At 35.3% G+C, this 18,344-nt stretch carries 16 protein-coding genes and 1 pseudogene; 2 read left to right on the top strand and 15 right to left on the bottom strand.

Going from position 1 to position 18,344, the window contains the following annotated elements; all coding sequences use genetic code 11:
• Nucleotide 1 precedes the first annotated feature (1 nt).
• The 12 genes from AC4BC7_RS00285 to AC4BC7_RS00230 form a co-directional block, all read right to left on the bottom strand.
• Nucleotides 2-853: a branched-chain amino acid ABC transporter permease gene (locus AC4BC7_RS00285; protein WP_490503470.1), complete on the bottom strand. Its 852-nt coding sequence runs from the start codon at nt 851-853 to the stop codon at nt 2-4.
• 16 nt (nt 854-869) lie between these two features.
• Nucleotides 870-2,144, bottom strand: coding sequence for an ABC transporter substrate-binding protein (locus tag AC4BC7_RS00280; protein WP_490503469.1), 1,275 nt, complete (start codon nt 2,142-2,144; stop codon nt 870-872).
• 196 nt (nt 2,145-2,340) lie between these two features.
• A complete protein-coding gene (locus AC4BC7_RS00275) occupies nt 2,341-3,036 on the bottom strand; it encodes a beta/alpha barrel domain-containing protein (protein ID WP_207871890.1) in 696 nt (231 codons plus the stop codon).
• Between the two features lie 14 nt (nt 3,037-3,050).
• A complete protein-coding gene (locus AC4BC7_RS00270) occupies nt 3,051-4,034 on the bottom strand; it encodes an aldo/keto reductase (protein WP_279381631.1) in 984 nt (327 codons plus the stop codon).
• Nucleotides 4,027-5,001: a carbohydrate kinase family protein gene (locus AC4BC7_RS00265; RefSeq protein ID WP_207871889.1), complete on the bottom strand. Its 975-nt coding sequence runs from the start codon at nt 4,999-5,001 to the stop codon at nt 4,027-4,029. The genes AC4BC7_RS00270 and AC4BC7_RS00265 overlap by 8 nt, the downstream gene beginning before the upstream one ends.
• 17 nt (nt 5,002-5,018) lie before the next feature.
• The gene (locus tag AC4BC7_RS00260; RefSeq protein WP_490503468.1) at nt 5,019-6,071 is read right to left on the bottom strand and encodes an NAD(P)-dependent alcohol dehydrogenase; all 1,053 of its coding nucleotides are present in this window, start codon (nt 6,069-6,071) and stop codon (nt 5,019-5,021) included.
• A gap of 26 nt (nt 6,072-6,097) precedes the next feature.
• On the bottom strand, nt 6,098-7,504 hold the full coding sequence (locus tag AC4BC7_RS00255; RefSeq protein WP_490503467.1) for an MFS transporter: 1,407 nt from the start codon (nt 7,502-7,504) through the stop codon (nt 6,098-6,100).
• A gap of 269 nt (nt 7,505-7,773) precedes the next feature.
• Nucleotides 7,774-8,532, bottom strand: coding sequence for a DeoR/GlpR family DNA-binding transcription regulator (locus AC4BC7_RS00250; RefSeq protein ID WP_207871886.1), 759 nt, complete (start codon nt 8,530-8,532; stop codon nt 7,774-7,776).
• Nucleotides 8,533-8,688: 156 nt separating this feature from the next.
• Complete coding sequence (locus tag AC4BC7_RS00245) at nt 8,689-9,528, bottom strand: class II fructose-bisphosphate aldolase (protein WP_490503466.1); 840 nt, start codon at nt 9,526-9,528, stop codon at nt 8,689-8,691.
• A 40-nt stretch (nt 9,529-9,568) separates the two neighbouring features.
• Nucleotides 9,569-10,651 carry a zinc-binding dehydrogenase gene (locus AC4BC7_RS00240; protein WP_207871884.1) on the bottom strand — a complete coding sequence of 361 codons (1,083 nt, stop codon included), beginning with the start codon at nt 10,649-10,651 and terminating at the stop codon, nt 9,569-9,571.
• 30 nt (nt 10,652-10,681) lie between these two features.
• Nucleotides 10,682-12,085, bottom strand: a complete 1,404-nt coding sequence (locus AC4BC7_RS00235) for an MFS transporter (protein WP_490503465.1) — start codon at nt 12,083-12,085, stop codon at nt 10,682-10,684.
• Between the two features lie 566 nt (nt 12,086-12,651).
• Entirely contained in the window at nt 12,652-12,729 is a 78-nt protein-coding gene (locus tag AC4BC7_RS00230; RefSeq protein ID WP_490504390.1) for a JAB domain-containing protein, read from the bottom strand.
• A gap of 654 nt (nt 12,730-13,383) precedes the next feature.
• Here AC4BC7_RS00230 and AC4BC7_RS00225 point away from each other — a divergent pair.
• Nucleotides 13,384-13,491: a putative holin-like toxin gene (locus tag AC4BC7_RS00225; protein WP_243430387.1), complete on the top strand. Its 108-nt coding sequence runs from the start codon at nt 13,384-13,386 to the stop codon at nt 13,489-13,491.
• A 193-nt stretch (nt 13,492-13,684) separates the two neighbouring features.
• Here AC4BC7_RS00225 and AC4BC7_RS00220 read toward each other — a convergent pair.
• From AC4BC7_RS00220 to AC4BC7_RS00210, 3 genes and pseudogenes are all read right to left on the bottom strand, one after another.
• Nucleotides 13,685-13,946 (bottom strand): annotated as a pseudogene (locus AC4BC7_RS00220) (type II toxin-antitoxin system PemK/MazF family toxin); the annotation flags it as partial.
• 1,151 nt (nt 13,947-15,097) lie between these two features.
• On the bottom strand, nt 15,098-15,307 hold the full coding sequence (locus AC4BC7_RS00215; protein ID WP_490504389.1) for a nitronate monooxygenase: 210 nt from the start codon (nt 15,305-15,307) through the stop codon (nt 15,098-15,100).
• A gap of 155 nt (nt 15,308-15,462) precedes the next feature.
• Nucleotides 15,463-16,338: a MurR/RpiR family transcriptional regulator gene (locus tag AC4BC7_RS00210; RefSeq protein ID WP_490503464.1), complete on the bottom strand. Its 876-nt coding sequence runs from the start codon at nt 16,336-16,338 to the stop codon at nt 15,463-15,465.
• A gap of 162 nt (nt 16,339-16,500) precedes the next feature.
• On the opposite strand from AC4BC7_RS00210, the gene AC4BC7_RS00205 reads away from it, so the two are divergent.
• Nucleotides 16,501-18,324 carry a beta-glucoside-specific PTS transporter subunit IIABC gene (locus tag AC4BC7_RS00205; protein WP_490503463.1) on the top strand — a complete coding sequence of 608 codons (1,824 nt, stop codon included), beginning with the start codon at nt 16,501-16,503 and terminating at the stop codon, nt 18,322-18,324.
• The last annotated feature ends 20 nt before the right edge of the window (nt 18,325-18,344 follow it).

Raw genomic sequence — 18,344 nt, 5'->3', positions numbered from 1 at the left:
ATCACCTTCCAAATAAGCCTTTGGGTTTCCACGAGACAATTATTATAAATAACATGCAAATGGCTAAGTATTTGTAAGAAACACTCAAATATGTCCCAGTAAATAAATCGATGAATCCCATCAGTAATCCGCCTAAAAATGCCCCTATGATACTGCCAAATCCACCGATACATACAGCAATAAATCCATAAATAAGAAACGGCGCGCCAACTGTAGGGTTGATATAATAAAAATAAGTCAAGGCACATCCTGCTATACCAGCAATAGATGCAGACAATCCAAAAGCGATCATATAAGCTCTGTTTGTATTGATACCAATCAGTTCTGCAGCCATTTTATCTTGAGCCGTAGCACTTATCGCATTACCTAGCGTTGTTTTTTTCATGAACCAAAACAGTAAAGTCGTTACAACTATACAAATAACTAATGGAACTAGTTTTTGCTTACTGATCGTCAATACGCCTAAGTCTATTGACCCCTGCACCAAAAGATTTGGAATATTTTTGTATTGTCCTCCAGCCAACATCAACATGCCATTAGTTAGTACAAGCCCTAAAGAGAACGTTACCAACCGCTGAGAGAGAAGTGGTCCTTTTAGCGCCTTTTTTATCAATAAAAGATAGATCATTACACCAAAGAAAAACATCACCACAGCCACAATTGGTATAGAAAGGAGCGGATCTAATTTTAATGATTGATTAAGATAAAATGCTAGATACATGGAAATCATCATAAATTCACCTTGAGAGAAACTTAAAATATTCATCACGCCCCAAACTAAGGCAATACCCATCGCAATCAAAGCATAAATTGCTCCCATCACCAGCCCTTCAAACAATACTTGCACAAACATTTTTGTGTTCCTCCAATCATCTCTTTCGTTCTCGCCAATTAGGTGAAGGATAAATCTCTTTCTGCATAGACAAAGCTTCAGGATATACTGTAACCATTTCCATATCTTGTACTTGGACAATTATTGCTGAAGCTAATTGATTTTGCCCTGTTTCATCATACTGATATCCTAATAGCCCTGAAGGATCCTCTTCTTTTGCCACATCCAATCCTTTCCTCATTTCCGCTCTAATTGCATCCGATTCTGTACTACCTGCCTGATTTGCAGCTATCGCTAGCAGATAGGCATTCCATCCAACTGCCATCACATCACCGATAAGCTCTGTTCCATCTGAATATTCCTGAAAAGCTTCCGCTAAATCCTGAGCTGCCTGATTATCCATATCTGTGTTCCATCGAGCCGTGGAAAAAACATAATTTGCATCTTCACCTAGGTTTTTTACAAAGTCGCTAGATGCAAAGCCACCTCTTTGCCCAAATAAAACAGATGGAAAATAGTCTTGTTCTCTGAATGTCGACATAAACAACAAGGCATCTGCAATATAAGAGCTCATAATCACTGCGTCTGGTTTTGCTTGTCGGATACGCAAAACCTCAGATGTGACGTTTGATGCGAGTGCACTATAAGAAATATCTTCTACCAGCTCAAAATCATATTCGTTCAGCCATTTCCGTTCAATCAAAGCAATATTTGCACCAAACTCAGAATCTTCACTAACCAGAGCTACTGTATTGATTGGTTTATCAGACGCGTTCGAGATTTCTCGAAGATACGAAAAGGTATCCTCAATAAACGTATCATCTCCTGGATAAGTCCTACCAAAATACTCATAGCCTGCATCTGTCAGTGTTTCTGAAGTTCCTTCACCTAATAAAACAACTTCGTATCTTTCAGCAGGTACCATAATAGTTTTTGTGGATGAACTGGACAGTAAACCTGTCAGCCCAATAACATTTTCCTCCGTGATTAGTCGTTCGGCTTCTACCATGGCAATATCAGGTGTACTACTGTCACCAATCACAAAACGTATTTTGACTCCATTTAGATTGGGAAGTCCAATTCCTTCATGAAACGGCAAACTAAGATCTGAAGGTCTATTAACCACATCTTCAATCAATTCAAGTAATTGCGTTACTTCTTTTCCAGCTTGTGTCTGTGCCCCATTCAAGGGAACTAGTACACCTATCGACACTTCATTTTTTTCTTCTGTATTTTTTTCAACACTACACGCAGTGTTGAAAAAAAGTAAAAAGAGGAACATTAATATCCAAATTTTTCGCTTTTTTAACACCATATTTATCACCTTAAACTTCTTGTACTGCTTCGTCACGATAGAATAGAGAAGAGGACACTCTTATATAGATATGTACAGCCGTTCTACAATCTCACACTGTATGTCTTTACATAAATCAAAGAGAAGAGTGGTTATATTAATCTGTATACTGAATGTCCTCTAAACAATTTACATTTTTGAAAAAATTTAACTATTATTTGTATGCGACAATTCTAGTGGCTTCCTCAATTTCTTTCTCCATAATCGACCATGCTTTTTCAAGATTTGCATCTTTATTCCATAAAGCTGGAGGTCCTAATACAACAATATCTGCACCTGCATCATACAATCCTGCATACAAATTTTTGTTCATCGAACCATCAGCTTCGATCAGAAAGTCCAGTTCTAACTCTTCCCGCCACTTAGCCAACATTCGAATTTTGTCATACATTTCAGGAATAACTGACTGTCCCGCGATACCGGCATCAACAATCATGATCGTTACTTTATCCAAGTAAGGTAAATAATAACGAATACTTTCCAGTGATGTTGCTGGATTCAGTGCGACGCCCGCTTTACACCCTAATTCTTTGATGCGATTAATTGTTACAAGTGCAACATTTTCGATTACATCTGTATGTGGTGTAATATAGGTAGCACCAGCTGCGGCACAGGACTCCAAGTAGTCCCAAGGTCTTTGGACCATTAAATGAGCATCCATTGGTTTTTTAACAATATCTTTGATTGCTGCTAAAAAGTCCGGTCCGATTCCAAAAGTTCTTACATAATAACCATCCTTGATATCCATATGCAGATAGTCTGCGCGTTCGTCAATAAATTCGACCTGATTTTTCAAATCTAGCAAGTCACAACATCCCATTGACGGAGCTATTTTTAATTTTCTTTCCATCCTTTGCCTCACTTTCAAGAAATATATTCAGCAAGTTGACGCATGTAGGCTACATCTGCTTCTGATAACTGAATTGCCATTGCTTTGCTGTTTTCGTCAAGCTCCTCTGGTGTTGTAGAGCCACTCAATACATTTAGATTTTCACCTTGTGCCAAAATCCATGCAATGCCTAGATTGGCAATACTACATTCATATTTTTCACATAATGGCTTCCATTTTTCCAACATGTCTACAACATTTGCAAGATTTTGTGGTTCAAACCATTTCTTACCATAGCGGGCAGTTCCTTTAGGCGCTACATAATCTTTATCGATTGTTCCTGTTAAAATTCCCATCTCCAATGGCGAATATGCCTGCAGCGTAATCCCGTGTTCATGGCATAGAGGTAACAATTCTTCTTCCACTTGACGATCAAGAATACTATATTTCGCTTGAACGATATCCAGTTGTCCATGCTTCAAATATTCTTTTACCTCCGCTACGCTAACATTAGCAGCCCCGATTGCACCAATCTTCCCTTCTGCTTTTAACTCAGATAAAACTTCCATTGTTTCAGAAATTGGTGTGAAATGAGGCTCTACTGACTGCCAGTGAGACATGTACACATCAATGTAGTCTGTCTGTAGTCTTTCGAAGCTAGATTCGATTTCTAAACGAATAGATTTTTTAGAAAGGTTCTTGTACAGACTTCTTTCCCCGACTTTATTAAAGAAGCTTCCTTCTCTTTCCCAGGTAATCCCAAATTTGGTAATAATTACATATTCATCACGACGATTTTTAATTGCTTCTCCGACGATTTTTTCACTGTTTCCGAAATTATATGCGGGCGCAGTATCTAAGAAATTGATTCCTAAATCCAACGCATGCTGAATTGTTTTGATTGAGGCATCCTCATTGTCTTGATTTTCAAATGCCGGTCCGCCTCCAATTGCCCATGTTCCTAAACCAATACGTGATACTTCTACATCTGAACTTCCCAATTTCATTTTCTTACTCAATAGATTCTCCACCTTTATTTTTGTATTTTTTAATCATGCGTTCGACTTGTTCTCTGCTTTTAACACCAGCGGTTGCGCCCAACGATTCAATTGAGACTGCTGCTACAGCATTACCAAAATAAGCACATTCTTCAAAAGACTTTTCATTTAATAATTCTGCGATAAATCCTGAAGCAAAATTGTCTCCAGCTCCGATCGTATCTATTTTTACAGAAGGATCTTTTTTAAAGGCTGGCACAATTTTTGCTATTTCTTTATTCTTGATATAACAGCCTTCTTTCCCAATCTTGACAATGACATTCTTAACTCCCATAGCTAGAAAAGTATCAGCGATTTTATCAGTGTCATACTCATTTGTAATTTCTGCAGCTTCTTCATAATTAGGAAAGAAATAGTCTACATAACTTAGAGCTTCTGCGATATCATTCAATGTTTCACCTAAACGGCTTTTTACCATATCCGCACAGATAATCATATTTTCCGCTTTTGCTTTTTTAAAAATAGTGACTAGTGTCTCGTTGTCTAGCAGCGGATTATTAAAAATACTTGCTAAAGATAAAATTTTTGCATCACTGATGTTTTCCAAATTAATGTGCTCTAAACCCATTTTCCACAAGCTGCCGTTTCTATTTGTAACAAAAGTGCGTTCTCCATCTTCTCGTACCATTCCAATGTTCAATGATGTCGTTAAACGATCATCTACTTTTAAATCATCAGTGATGATTCCATTTCTCTCAGCAAAGTCCTGAATATACATTCCTGGACCATCATTCCCAATTGCACTCATCAAGGAAACTTTATTTCCTAGACGAGTAATAATGGTTGCTTCGTTGATCGCATCACCACCAATCGTCATTGATATATCATCTAGTGGATAAGAGACATTTTCAAAAATGAACGCTCCTACCGGATACAATGGAATATCAACAATCGCTGCTCCCACACAAATCACATCAACTTTTACCATTCAAAACCACTCTTTCTTTAATTCATATCTTTTGATACCCGAATAACTCCTTTGATCAACTCTTGTTTATTATTTACTGAAAACTCAAATGCTTCTTGTGTATTTTCATATTCAAAATAGCGGTCAGCTATATTTTCTACATCGAAAACACCTTTAGAAATCATGCTGATTGTTTTAGGATAATCATTCGCATAACGGAAAACCGTTTGGATCGTTACTTCACGATTGATTTTGAGAAAGTCCACTGGCGTTTCACCTGGAATCGTTCCAACAATAAGAATTTTCCCTCTACGTTTTACTAGCTGCAAGGCCATTTTTGCTGTGGCGATTGCTCCAGCAGTTTCAAATACCACATCTGCCCCGTATTCTCCTACAATTGCTTTTGTACTTTCAATCACTGAAGGTTCCCTTCCGTCAAAAATGGCCGTTGCACCTAATTTTTCAGACATTTGTAATCGATTTTCTAATACATCTATCACTACTATTTCCGCAGCTCCCATTAGTTTAGCTGCCTGAACAGTCATTAAACCAATACAGCCTGATCCCAAAATAACTACTTTCTTACCTAACAATTCTCCAGCCATCTCTGCAGCATGGACACCAACAGCTGCTGGTTCAACTAAAGCACCTTCAATCAAACTCATATTATCCGGCAAAGCAAATGTCATATCTTCCGGATGGGCTAAATAATTAGTTAGCGCTCCTTTATAGTTAGGCTGAGTTGCCATAAAATCAACATCTGGACAGACATTATAATGCCCTTCTAAACAAAATTCACATTTATAACAAGGAATTCCCGGTTCTATACATACTCGGTCACCGACTTTGAATTTTGTCACTTTATCGCCTACCGTTTCAACGATACCTGCGATTTCGTGCCCCAATCCTATTGTTTGGTTTGGATCTTTTGGTGGAATATAGGGACCGTATTGAAAGCCGTGTACATCTGATCCGCAAATACCTACGTATCCAACTTTGATTAATACTTCATTAGATTTCGGAATTGGAACTTCCGCATCTTTGATTACCATTTTTCCCGGTCGTTCTAAAATTGCTACTGTGTTTTGCATTGATAATTCTCCTTTATAAAAAATTTTTAATTAACTTCCTCGATTAAATCATTTTCAAAACTATCTATACTGTTCTCTCTTTCAATTGCAATTTCTTCTACTGATTTACCTCTTGTCTCAATTCCAAAAACTGAAAGAACTAATGCACACAAGCTCAAGAGTATTCCCAGAACAAGAAAGACTGCTGTTACACCAAAATCTGTTAAAAGCCATGCAATGAGATATGGCATACATATTGCCACAATTCGACCAATTGCGTTTGAAATTCCTGACCCACGCATTTTTGTCTCTGTTGGCCATAATTCCGGAGCATAAACTGCTGAGGAAAAACTGTTGTAAATATACAATATGAAAATTAAAATACCGCCTATTAAAACGATTCGCCATTCTGTTCGTTGTAATGAATAGATATAACCTAAAACTGAAAGTAACAATATCAAGACAACTCCCAACCATTTTCTTGGAAATTTATCGATAATCAAAGAAGAAACAAATACTCCCAGTGGAGCACCGATCATCATGATTGTCGTCATCAGCAATGACTTAGAAATATCAATGCCGCTCTGGACAAAAATCGTTGGTAACCAAACAGTGATGGTATATAATGAGATGTTCATTGCAATCAGAACGGTTGCAGAAACAAGTGTCCTTCGACCTAAATCTCCTTTGAAGAAAAGACGAAAAGGTATTTTTTTAATTTCATTTTCTTTTTTAGGACATCGAGCTTTCTGTTCAAAAACAATTTGAGTATCTTGTTCTTTTTCAATGTTTTGAATTGCATTTCTTAATATTTCCTGACTTTTCTTCAGCTCACCTTTTTGTGCATACCATCTAGGTGATTCTATTAAATATTTACTAACTAAATACAACATTGTAAACGATGCCAAAGAACTAATCAGAAATATCATTCGCCAACCAAAGTTAGGAATAATCAAATAGCTGATCAATGTTGCAAGTAAGGGAGAAAAATTTCCTAACAAAGACATTCTTGCAGACCAAGTCCCTCGAACTTTCGCTGGAATAAATTCAGTGAAAGACGCATAACCGATTACGATTCCTGCCCCCATCCCTAATCCCATTGCAGCTCGACAAAAAATCAAGAAATAGATATTAAATGCTAGACTTGATAAAAGAGAAAAAATAGCGAAGGTCAACAAACTTATTTGATAAGCCTTTTTTCTACCAATTTTATCTCCTAGCATGCCACCAATGATTGATCCACCAAAGAAACCTACCATCATCCCTGAGGAGAAAAGAGCATTATAGAAATTATTTGACCATCCTTTGTTTACTAAATCAGCCAGAATCGTATTGCCAGAAGAATTTAAAAATCCATTGACTTGTAATCCAAAACCAATCAATAAGAAAATTTTCCAATGCCATCTAGATATAGGCAGCTGATCTAGTTTTTCTCCAATTTCTTTTTCGTTCACATGATCCCTCCTTTTTGTTTCCGCTTTCACTTCACAGAATTATATTACTTCAAAACAAACATCATGTCAACGTTTTCAACAATTTTTCTTTAAAACAAAGAAAAATTGTTGTGTTATATTAATTTTAAGCCCTTGATAAGCGTAGAAATGAAGTGAATAATCACTTATTTATTCTGACCTTAGATAGTTAATTAATGTATCTATAGAAACAAAAAAACTGTTTAAAAATTGCTTATTGCAATTTTTAAACAGTTTTTTCGTCAACAACTTCAATAATAAATATGAATACCTTTATTCTTCAAAAAATCAAGCCATTCTTTACTCGGCTTTTGATCCGTTATAATATACGAGACGTTTGAAAAATCAGATAAATGTATGAACGCTTTTTTTCCAAATTTAGAATGATCAACAAGTAGCACGACTTCATTTGCTTGCTCAATCATTTTTCTTTTTATTCTACACTCGATTTCATTCGTATCGGTTACACCTGCATGGAAATCAATTCCTTTACAGCTAAGAACTGCCAAATCAACATTATAAACACTCGTTGCATATTCCGTTAGATCACCTTGTAAAGACAATGTTCTTTTATTCAAAGTCCCTCCGGTAGACAAGATATTCACATCTGATACGATCAATTCTTTCAATGCTTCTGAAGAATTAGTAACTATCGTCAGATCATCTCGATTTTTTAATAATTTTAACGTTTCAATTACGGTCGAACTAGCATCTGCAAAAATAGTATGTGCAGACTGTAGAACTTCTTGAGCTGTAATTGCAATCACCTGTTTTTGCTGTAAATTATGTTCTGCTCTTTTATAAAAAGGAACATTCGACACTATTTCTTCAGCATTTAAAACAGCTCCACCATATGTTCTTGTCAAAAAACCTTCTGCTTCCAACTTATCAAGATCTCGTCGAATTGTTTCTTCTGTTACCGAGAATTTTTTGCTCAAATCAGATACAACTACTTTTTTTTCATTCAGCAATAATTGTTTGATCAGCAGCACCCTATCTTTTCCTGCCATTTATTTCACTCCTTTTATATTCTACATTCTAGCATATCAAAGATAAGATCAGGAAATAAAAAAGCTTGAAAACCAATTTTTTTCTTTTTTTATAACGAAAAACACAGAAAAAATCTGTAGTTTTAACGGAAAAACTACAGATTATATATTTACATATTATAGATGTGCTTTATTATCCGTACCAAACAGTTTGATTTTTTCAATTGCACGTTGTTTGACGGCTTTTCTTACAGCTCGCTCTAATTCTAAGAATGAACTGTCTGTATGCTCTCGTACAGCATCCATTGCAGCCAAACATAACTCAGTATGAATATTAATTTTAGATACTCCCATAGAAATGGCTTTCTTGATATCCTCTTCACCAATACCAGATGCTCCATGTAGTACAATTGGAATAGCTACTGCTTTTCGTACTTTTTCCAATACATCAAAAGCAATTTTAGGTTCCGAAGTATATTCACCGTGGATATTTCCAATCGCTACAGCTAGAGAATCACAACCTGTTCTCTCAACAAATTCTGCTGCCTGATTTGGATCAGTATATTTATAGCCAGCTAATGCTTCTTCATAAATCGTTTCATTTCCTAAATGACCCAATTCTGCTTCTACAGGTACACCTAGTGGATGAAAATAATCTACAACTTCTTTAGTTAAACGAACATTCTCTTCAAATGGAAATGATGAAGCATCACGCATGATTGAGTTCATTCCATGATTATAGGCATTTTGAACAATTTCCATACTACGACCATGATCCCAATGGGTAATAACTGGTACAGTCGCATTCTTTGCCATTGACACCATCATATGTGAGAACTCCTCAAAGATAGTATTTCCTGTAAAACCTGTTCCAAATGAAATAATGATTGGCGCTTTTGTTTCTTCAGCTGCGTCAATTACTCCCATTAACATTTCTGCATTCCATACATTGAAATGAGGAATCGCAAATCCATTTTCTTGTGCTGTTTCTTCCCAATATTTAATATTTGCTAACATATATTTCTCTCCTTACAAATTAAATTAATTTTAATACTTATTAGTCTTCATCATCAAAGTCATAATGGAAAATAACTTTAATGGCTTCTTTACTAGCCATCAAATCAAAACCTTTTTCCCATTCAGATAAACCCAATCGATGTGTAATCATTGGCTGAACACGTACTGCTCCTGATGCAAGTAGGCGAATAGCATTACGCCAAGTCTCTGAATCATAAGCCATATGTCCAATAATACTGATTGCCCATGTTGTAATATCGTTGATTGGATAATTAAATGGCTGGAAGCCCATTCCTACACGAACAACTTCACCATTCGGACGCAACATGTCGATTGCTTGTTTCAAGGCAATGTTTGCACCTGAACATTCTACAACCAGTCCTAAATTGTCTTTTCCACAAATTTCCTGGCAACGGGTAACTACATCTTCTTTAGAACCGTTGACTACGTGAGTAGCACCTAATTCTTTAGCCACAGCAAAACGTGTTTTTGTGTCTTCTTCCAACCCTACAACAACAATATTTACCGCGCCCATAATACGAGCGATCTGTACTGAGAACAATCCTAAAGGTCCAGTTCCCATCACAACTACATCTTGTCCTGGTAAAAGTTTAGAGCGTTGCGCAATCGCTTTGTACGCATTGCTAATCGGATCTAATACACAAGCGTCCTCATAGTCAAGATTTTCAGGAATTTCCCAAATCGCACTCTTATGAATGCGCAGAATTTCTCCTGGAATTACACAATACTTAGTAAAGCCGCCACCCCAGCGATTGTTGTCCAAACCTAAGTTAACTTTTTCTTTACAAGTTAGAAAATCACCTTTTTCACATGATGGACATTTACCACATACATGTCCTGAATTATCAGATACAATTCGCTGACCTACATGCCAGTCAGTTACTTTTGATCCAACTTTTACGATATCTCCAGCAAACTCATGTCCGCGAATAGAATTGAATTCATCAGATCCGTTTTCTACTCGAAAATGTTTCATATCAGCTCCACAAATAGCTGCAGCTCTGATTTCTACAAGAATATCTTCTTCCCCAATTTCGGGAACTGGTACGTCAATCAGTCTGTATCCTCCAAATTCTTTACCATATCTAGCTAGTGCTTTCATTTTATCTCCTCCAAATTATATTTTTATACTTTATTCAGCTGTTACTGTTTCTTCATCTTCAAGATCTACATTACCAATATCTTCAACAGAAGCACCCCGTGTTTCAACTCCAATGAGCACTATCACAACCGCTGTAACAATCGCAGTTATTCCCAATAAAGTAAACACTCCTGTTGCTCCAGATGTGTCCAGAAGATAAGCGACCGCATACGGAGATAAGATACCGCTTACACGACCGACTGCATTGGCTAAGCCAGCACCTCTTAACTTTGCAGCTGTTGGCCAAATCTCAGGAACATAAACTGCTGAAGCATACATTACATACATATATACAAAAATCATTAAGAAAAATCCTAACATAGAAATCATTCTCATGCTTGTCTGCATTGAATACACATAGCCCAAAACAGCCATCGTAATCAATAAGAATGGACCAAAGATTTTACGCGGTAAACGGTCGATTAGAAAAATTCCAATAAAAATACCGATCGGTGCCCCAAACATACTCATCGTATTCAGTAACACAGAATCTTTTAGGTCGATTCCTTGACTTAAAAAGATAGTTGGAAGCCAGTTAATCAATGTGTACTGCACAACATTCATGGCTATCAATACGAAGGAACCTAAGATAACACGTTTCAACAATTCACCTTTAAACAGTTCCGAATATTTGATGACTACTTCTTTTTTCGATTGTTGACCTGCTGTAATTTCTACTGCTGGTAACGGTTTGCCTGTAGATTTCTCCACATTTTGTTCGATCTCTGACATCAATTTTTCCGCTTCTTCGTATCTGCCTTGTGATTCTAGCCAGCGGGGAGATTCTGGGAATTTTTTGAACACAAGTAGTAACAGAACGGTAGACAATGCAGCTGGTATCAAAAATTGAACTCTCCAATTCATATCTGCTGAAAGATATGGTGCAATGAATAATGCGATTGTTGAGCAAATAGGGTACGACCAATTTCCGATAAATGAAGCTCGTGCTGACCATGAACCACGAGTTTTACCAGGTACATACTCTGTGAAACCGGCAAATAGCGTAACTAGTAATGCACCCAAAGCGAATCCCATCACCACACGAACTACAATTAGAAAAGTTATATTTGGTGAAAGTGCAGCTATAACCATCGAAATAACATGGATAGCAACGAATAGCAAGTAACTATTTCTACGACCAATTCTATCTCCAATCATTCCACCTATCAATGCACCTAAAAACATTCCTGCAGTGGTCATAGAAGAAAAAATCGCACTAGTACTATTATTCGTCCAACCTATTTCAGCTAACTGCGCTAAAACCAAACCACCTATCGCATTACTCCAGCTAACTAATAGTCCCATCGCGACTATTCCAAATAATTGCCACTGTACTTTACTTGTAGGAAGCCGATCAATACGTGCTCCACAATTTGGCTTGACTGTTTTTTCCATTTCTTCCTCCAATTTATCAAGTTATTTTTTCACTAATTCTACTCATTTTACAAATAGACATACAATTACAGAAAGCGCTATCAAGAATTCATTACTATCTATTGCAATTTGAATTTTACAACCTTTTTATATTGTTGTCAACACTTTATTTAAGAAACAAAGAAATAAACCTTTGTAAAAATGTTTAAAACAAAGATTTATCCGATTTATATATAAACAATTTCTATAAATCATGTACTGAAAAAAATAAAAAAACCACAGTATCTCTAAAAAGATTTCTGTAGTCTAAATGACTTATTAATTTATACATAGACCATTTTTTTATAATTCCATGTAGGTCAGTTCCCGTAATTCAAACGAAGCCTCCAGAAACATCCACTCAAATTTTTCCCAGTAATATTTCTTTTCTGCTAGATAGACCATGTGTCCCAAATGAAAATCAATGGCTGAATAACAACATAAACAATTTTCTCTTTTGACAATCAAAAAACGTTCATTATCAGAAGAGTACATTCTATCCTGGATTACTTACAGGAGAATCCGACTGAATCCTCCTGAACTTTTCTTTACAACCAACTTTCTTCTCGAAAGGAGGTATAAGAATCTTGTCCAACGATAATATGGTCTAACAAATCAATTACCATGAGTTCACAACATTGTTTCAAGCAATTGGTAAATAATCGATCATTCTCACTCGGCAAAAAATAAACAAAAGATGCTTGCGACTTGCCTTGCCCTTGCTTATTTTTGAAGATTCTTGTGAGAAATAAAGGATAGACCTTGCTGTAAACTTTGCCTTTTTTCGCAGCTATCGATTGTTCGAGGTGATAAAAATGGCGCACAAAACAAAAAAATGAACAATGAAACAATCGTGCAACGATTGTCCTACATGCTTGCATCCTGAGAAGTTAAGTGTATGCTTTAAATGACATCCTTTTTGTCTTTTTATGGTACTTCCACAAAATTTAATTCTTCTCTATGTCCGACTTTACGGACGAAAATAGCAAACCAAGGCAACGATGACTAGCGAATGAAAGAAGTCACCAAATCGTTGAATGGATCACAAAAAAGAGATTGTACTTGAGGAATGGGCGACTGCACCGTCTCCGAATCCTCTTCTTTGTTCCATCTATTTTGTAGCAAATAAAAAAGAAGAACCCTTATATATCATCGAATTCTCCTTAAAATCATGGTATAATTTAAGTGGCAGTAGAGTTTGTGACGGTGGCTAATCTTATTCGAAAGGTGGTGGTGCTTATGAAAATAAGTGCTAAAATCTTTAGAGAGGAGACGCCTTTTTGTCAGTCGCTGAAGCGTTAGGGCTAATGATTGCGTTCGGTTCTTTTACCGCAACGATTATCTTTGGTATCCTATCCGCAGTAAAAGACGACAAAAAAAAGAAATAACCGTCTGACTTTAGCAGGTATGACGATTATTTCTATAAGTAATTAAAACCTGTCACCGTCTTAAACGGTGCTGCTGGAAGGGTTGTTGACGCAACTCTTCCTTACATAAAAAATTATACCATGGAATACCTATAATTTCAATTTAGAGAAATAGCTATCTTTCTGTTTAGATGGCTATTTCTCTTTTTATGGGTTAATCTTTTTCAAAATTTACTTTAGCAATTTTCAATAGTTGTCTGATAAATTCCTCACTGACTGTTTCAACGTATCGATACTTTCGAGCATTGAAATCAATCGTTACTAATCTGGTCTAATAAAACTTTTCCAGTGGTCTCTGTGTCTTTTAACGGAACATATAATGGATAGTTTCGTTTGGTGTTACTGATTGGCGCAAAAATCGCTACGTTGGAGAACTTAATGATTCCTTTATAACTTAAACAAATATACAAATCATATCTTTCCAACTTTTTTGAAAGAAAATATTAAGAACTTATCTTGCACTGGTAAAATAACACCATGATCCGTAAATTGCATATAAAACCCATGTAATGAAATCAGTTCAATTTCTAATTCAGTCTTCTCTGTTGGTGAAAATTTCCCATTCTTCAAAAACGCACCAATTTCAATGCGCGTACAACAATCAAATCACAAAAGACCAAAGCTGGCGAACGATTTGTAACAGTGAACAGACACTTAATGGATGATTTATTGGAATGGAGACATCCCCAATACAATTGGTTATCTAAATATCAAATCATTACTTCTGAAATACAAGGAAAAATACAAATCTTTCAAAAGGATAATAAATTGTTGCTTAAAGACAATGTGCGTAAAAAGTATGATGCAATTTTTAGAAGAGATACTTCTCTCACTAAAATATTTACAACACTCTCATGTCGCACTATTAATCAATAATGGCGAAGATCCATATATGATTAAAGAGTGAATCGGACACGCATCTATACAAATAATTTATGATTTATATGGTCACCTTTATACTAGTAAGCAGATATCAACAGCAGATAAATTAGATAGCATGTATTAAAAATTGGAATTTCTTGGCAAACTTAAAATAACAATAAAAAGAAGAAAAATGCTTCATTAGCAGCAATGAGGAAAATAAAATAACACGGCTTGCTTCAGAAACATAGATTTTTGGCATATCATAAAAAAATACATTCGTTTAAATTTAGCTTGTTACTTTTATCAAAAAAATTATTTATTAATAACACTTGAATGATTGAAGTTATTAAACTCAAACTGACAATATTAAACTTATTCTTCAACAATTACCTCTATTCTATTTTCTTTTCACAACATACGAATATCTTTTAAAATTGTAACGAATTTACACTCGTTATATTTTCTACTATACTCAACTAAAATAAAAAAGAAGAAAATTATAAGAGCTACAGCAGCATAAGCTAAAATATCAATTCTATTAGAGTACAGAACGTCCTCTCTTAGAAAAACCCAAGCCAGTACCACTCCTAAACCAGTTAGCATAAATTTAATCAACCTAACCATATGATCAATAAATTTATGATGAACACTAAGAACTCGTATCAATATTATTTGGTTTATCTAAATACATTGTTGAAATTCTTTACGAAAGAATTGTTGCCTTTGTTTCATTGGAGGCTGGTGATTCTTTTGTCAAAATAAAACGAGTTCCTATAAACACCGAATTTCCCAGTGCAGTTGCTACTTTCACGCCACGAGCATCGTTTATCCCTCCAACAGCTAGAATAGGTATATTTAATAACTCCGCCATTGTTGGTAAAACAGTAAATGTTCCATATCCTCTAGCAGGAATAATCCCACCTTCAACATAACCCTTGCAGCCATATCTGCTCCTAATCTTTCTGCTTTTATCATGTTTTCAATTGTTGGTGTCAATGACCGATGGATGATAATACCGTCATGCTTTTTATTTCATTTCGTTAGACAAACAAAAGTATTATATTATCATTACTGTTCTTCCATCGGTTTAGCAGTCGCCCTCCGATAGTTTGCCATTCTAGAAGTTTCAATAGTATGTTTCATATTCTTTTCGAAATTTTTTGCAAAGATAGCAGAATATAAAATATCGAGAAGATGCAAAATAGAAGTATTAGTGGAATACTGCCCAATTTTAGAATATAATTTTTCTCTTGTAGCCATATGCAGAATAACATCTGCATTTTTAGTTAATAAATTTTCAGTGAGGCTAGTTATTGCAATAATAGGGATTTTCCTAGATTGAAGAGTTTGCATAATTTCATCCATTTTTTTACTACTTCCACTATAGGAAATGACTAATGCAATCGCTCCTTCTCTCGTGTTTAATGCATCATAGATATGTTCTCCTTCAAGAGAACTTAGTGAAACTGATTTTTGTATGCGATTCATTTTAAACTGGAATTCTTTTGCTAATAAAATATTGACATTACTTGCAAAGATTTTTATTTCATTGGCATTATGTAACATTTCAACAGCAGAATACAGCGTTTGGTAAGAAAGTAAATCAATTGTATCTTTTAAAGCTTCTTTTTTTATTTCTGTAATTTTATTAGCAATACTAAGAATGGAATCCGTATTATCAAACGGAATATTTAAGTCAATATCATTGGCCTGTCTATCAAAATAAGCCATTTCTTTTAAAAAATCCGTTTTAAATTCATTCCATCCTTTAAATCCCAGCCTCTGAGCTACTCGAACAAACGTCGCAGGAGAAGTGTAACTCTCTTTTGACATTTGTTTTAATGTTAAATTATGCACATTATAACCTTGAGACAGAATATAACTCACTGCTTCTTTTTCAGAACTTGAAAAAGTGGTTTTTTCTATTAAATCGATAATTGACATATTTTTCTCCTTCTAATACTGAAACGCGATTTCAATAAAAATTTAATTAGGATAACAAAATTGGAAACGCTTTTCCAATTTGTTTAAAGAGGATTCTAATTGGCTATTAAAGAAAGTATACTTCACTTTGTAAACAAAACAATCTAGAAAGGAGTTTACAAAATGAATTATGAAAAATTAGCAACGGAAATATTAGCTAATGTTGGAGGAAGTCAAAACATTCTAAATGTTTGGCATTGTGCAACAAGATTACGTTTTAAATTAAAAGACGAAACACAAGCGGATACTAAAACAATTGAAAATCTAGAAGGTGTTGTCACTGTTGTACAAAGTGCTGGACAGTATCAAGTAGTCATTGGAAACTCTGTTTCAAAAGTCTATGATGCGATTACTTCGCTTCATTCAGAATTAGGTGAATCTGACAGTAAGAAAACTCAGGAAGACGAAAAACAATCCCTGATTAATCGCCTACTTGCTTTTGTTTCGAGTGTTTTTACTCCTTTTTTAGGCGCGTTAGCTGCATCTGGTATTTTAAAAGGTCTATTGGTTTTAACAACCACCTTAAATATTTTTTCTGAAAGTGACGGCGCCTATCAGGTTTGGAGTGCAGCATCAGATGCTATTTTTTATTTCTTACCTTTGTTTATTGGCTTTACCGCAGCGAAGCAATTAAAAGTGAATCAATTTGTTGCTGTCACCATTGCAGGTGCGTTGGTTTATCCGAACCTAGTTTCACTTTTAGCTGAAACTGGCGGAATTGACTTTTTTGGATTACCGATTCAAGCAGCCACCTATTCGGCCTCAGTAATCCCGATTTTATTAGCTATTTGGTTACTCTCTTATATTGAACCAATATTTGACAAAATATTTCCAGAATCAGTTAGAAATATTTTTACACCGCTACTATCTATTATGATTATGGTTCCTTTGACCCTATTGATTGTTGGTCCTATTGGAAATATCGTTAGTACGATTTTAGCATCTATTTTAGCTTCATTATACAATTTTTCTCCTACAATTGCTGGCTTTATTCTTGGTGGTATCCATCAAGTCATTGTTATTTTTGGTGTGCATTGGGCGCTAATCACTTTAATGATTAATAATATTTCAGAATATGGACAGGATCCTTGGCTACCAATTGTTTGTATTGCTGTATTCGCACAAGCTGGTTCTGCACTAGGTGTTTTCTTAAAGACAAAAAATAAAAAAATGAAGTCCCTTTCAGGTTCTGCCTTTGTGACTGCCATTTTCAGTATTACTGAACCAGCTATTTATGGGGTTAACTTGAAGCTAAAAAAACCAATGTATTTTGCTCTAGCTTCCAGTGCTATTGGTGGCGTAATTGCTGGTTTTGGCGAAGTAAAAGCTTCCACATTTACTTTCCCAGGAATTTTAGCTATTCCAACATATTTAGGTGAAGGATTTATCTTTGAAATTGTTGGTTTATTGACTGCGATTTGTCTAGCAGCAGGATTAACTTATTTTTTTGGCGGCGTAAATAACACTCCTGAAAATGCAGATGATTTAAAAGCGAAAGACGATGAGACTAATAGAGATGATTTTAAAGTACTACCTATTAAAGGAAAAACGATTCACTTATCAGAAGTAAATGATGAAGTATTCGCATCGGGTGTTATGGGTAAAGGCTTAGCTATCATACCAGAAGAGAATATTGTTCGTTCACCTATCCAGGGTACAATAACAACTATTTTTGAAACCAAACATGCAATTGGCTTAACCAATAAAAACGGTGTCAAGGTATTGATTCATATTGGAATAGATACTGTCAATTTAAAAGGGCAATATTTTGACGTACTAGTTAAAGAAGGCGAGCAAGTTGCTTTAGGTCAAGAACTAGTGCAATGTGATTTTACTAAAATTAAAGAAGCGGGCTATGATCCGACAGTGATGATGGTTATTACAAATAGTACGGATTTTCCCAATTTATCAATAAATTTTGAAGACGAAAAACTAGTAACTTTTTAACTTAAAGTAAAGGAGATATC

This window comes from Enterococcus sp. AMC1623 (assembly GCF_058216495.1).
This window is presented reverse-complemented; position numbering and strand designations above follow the sequence as displayed.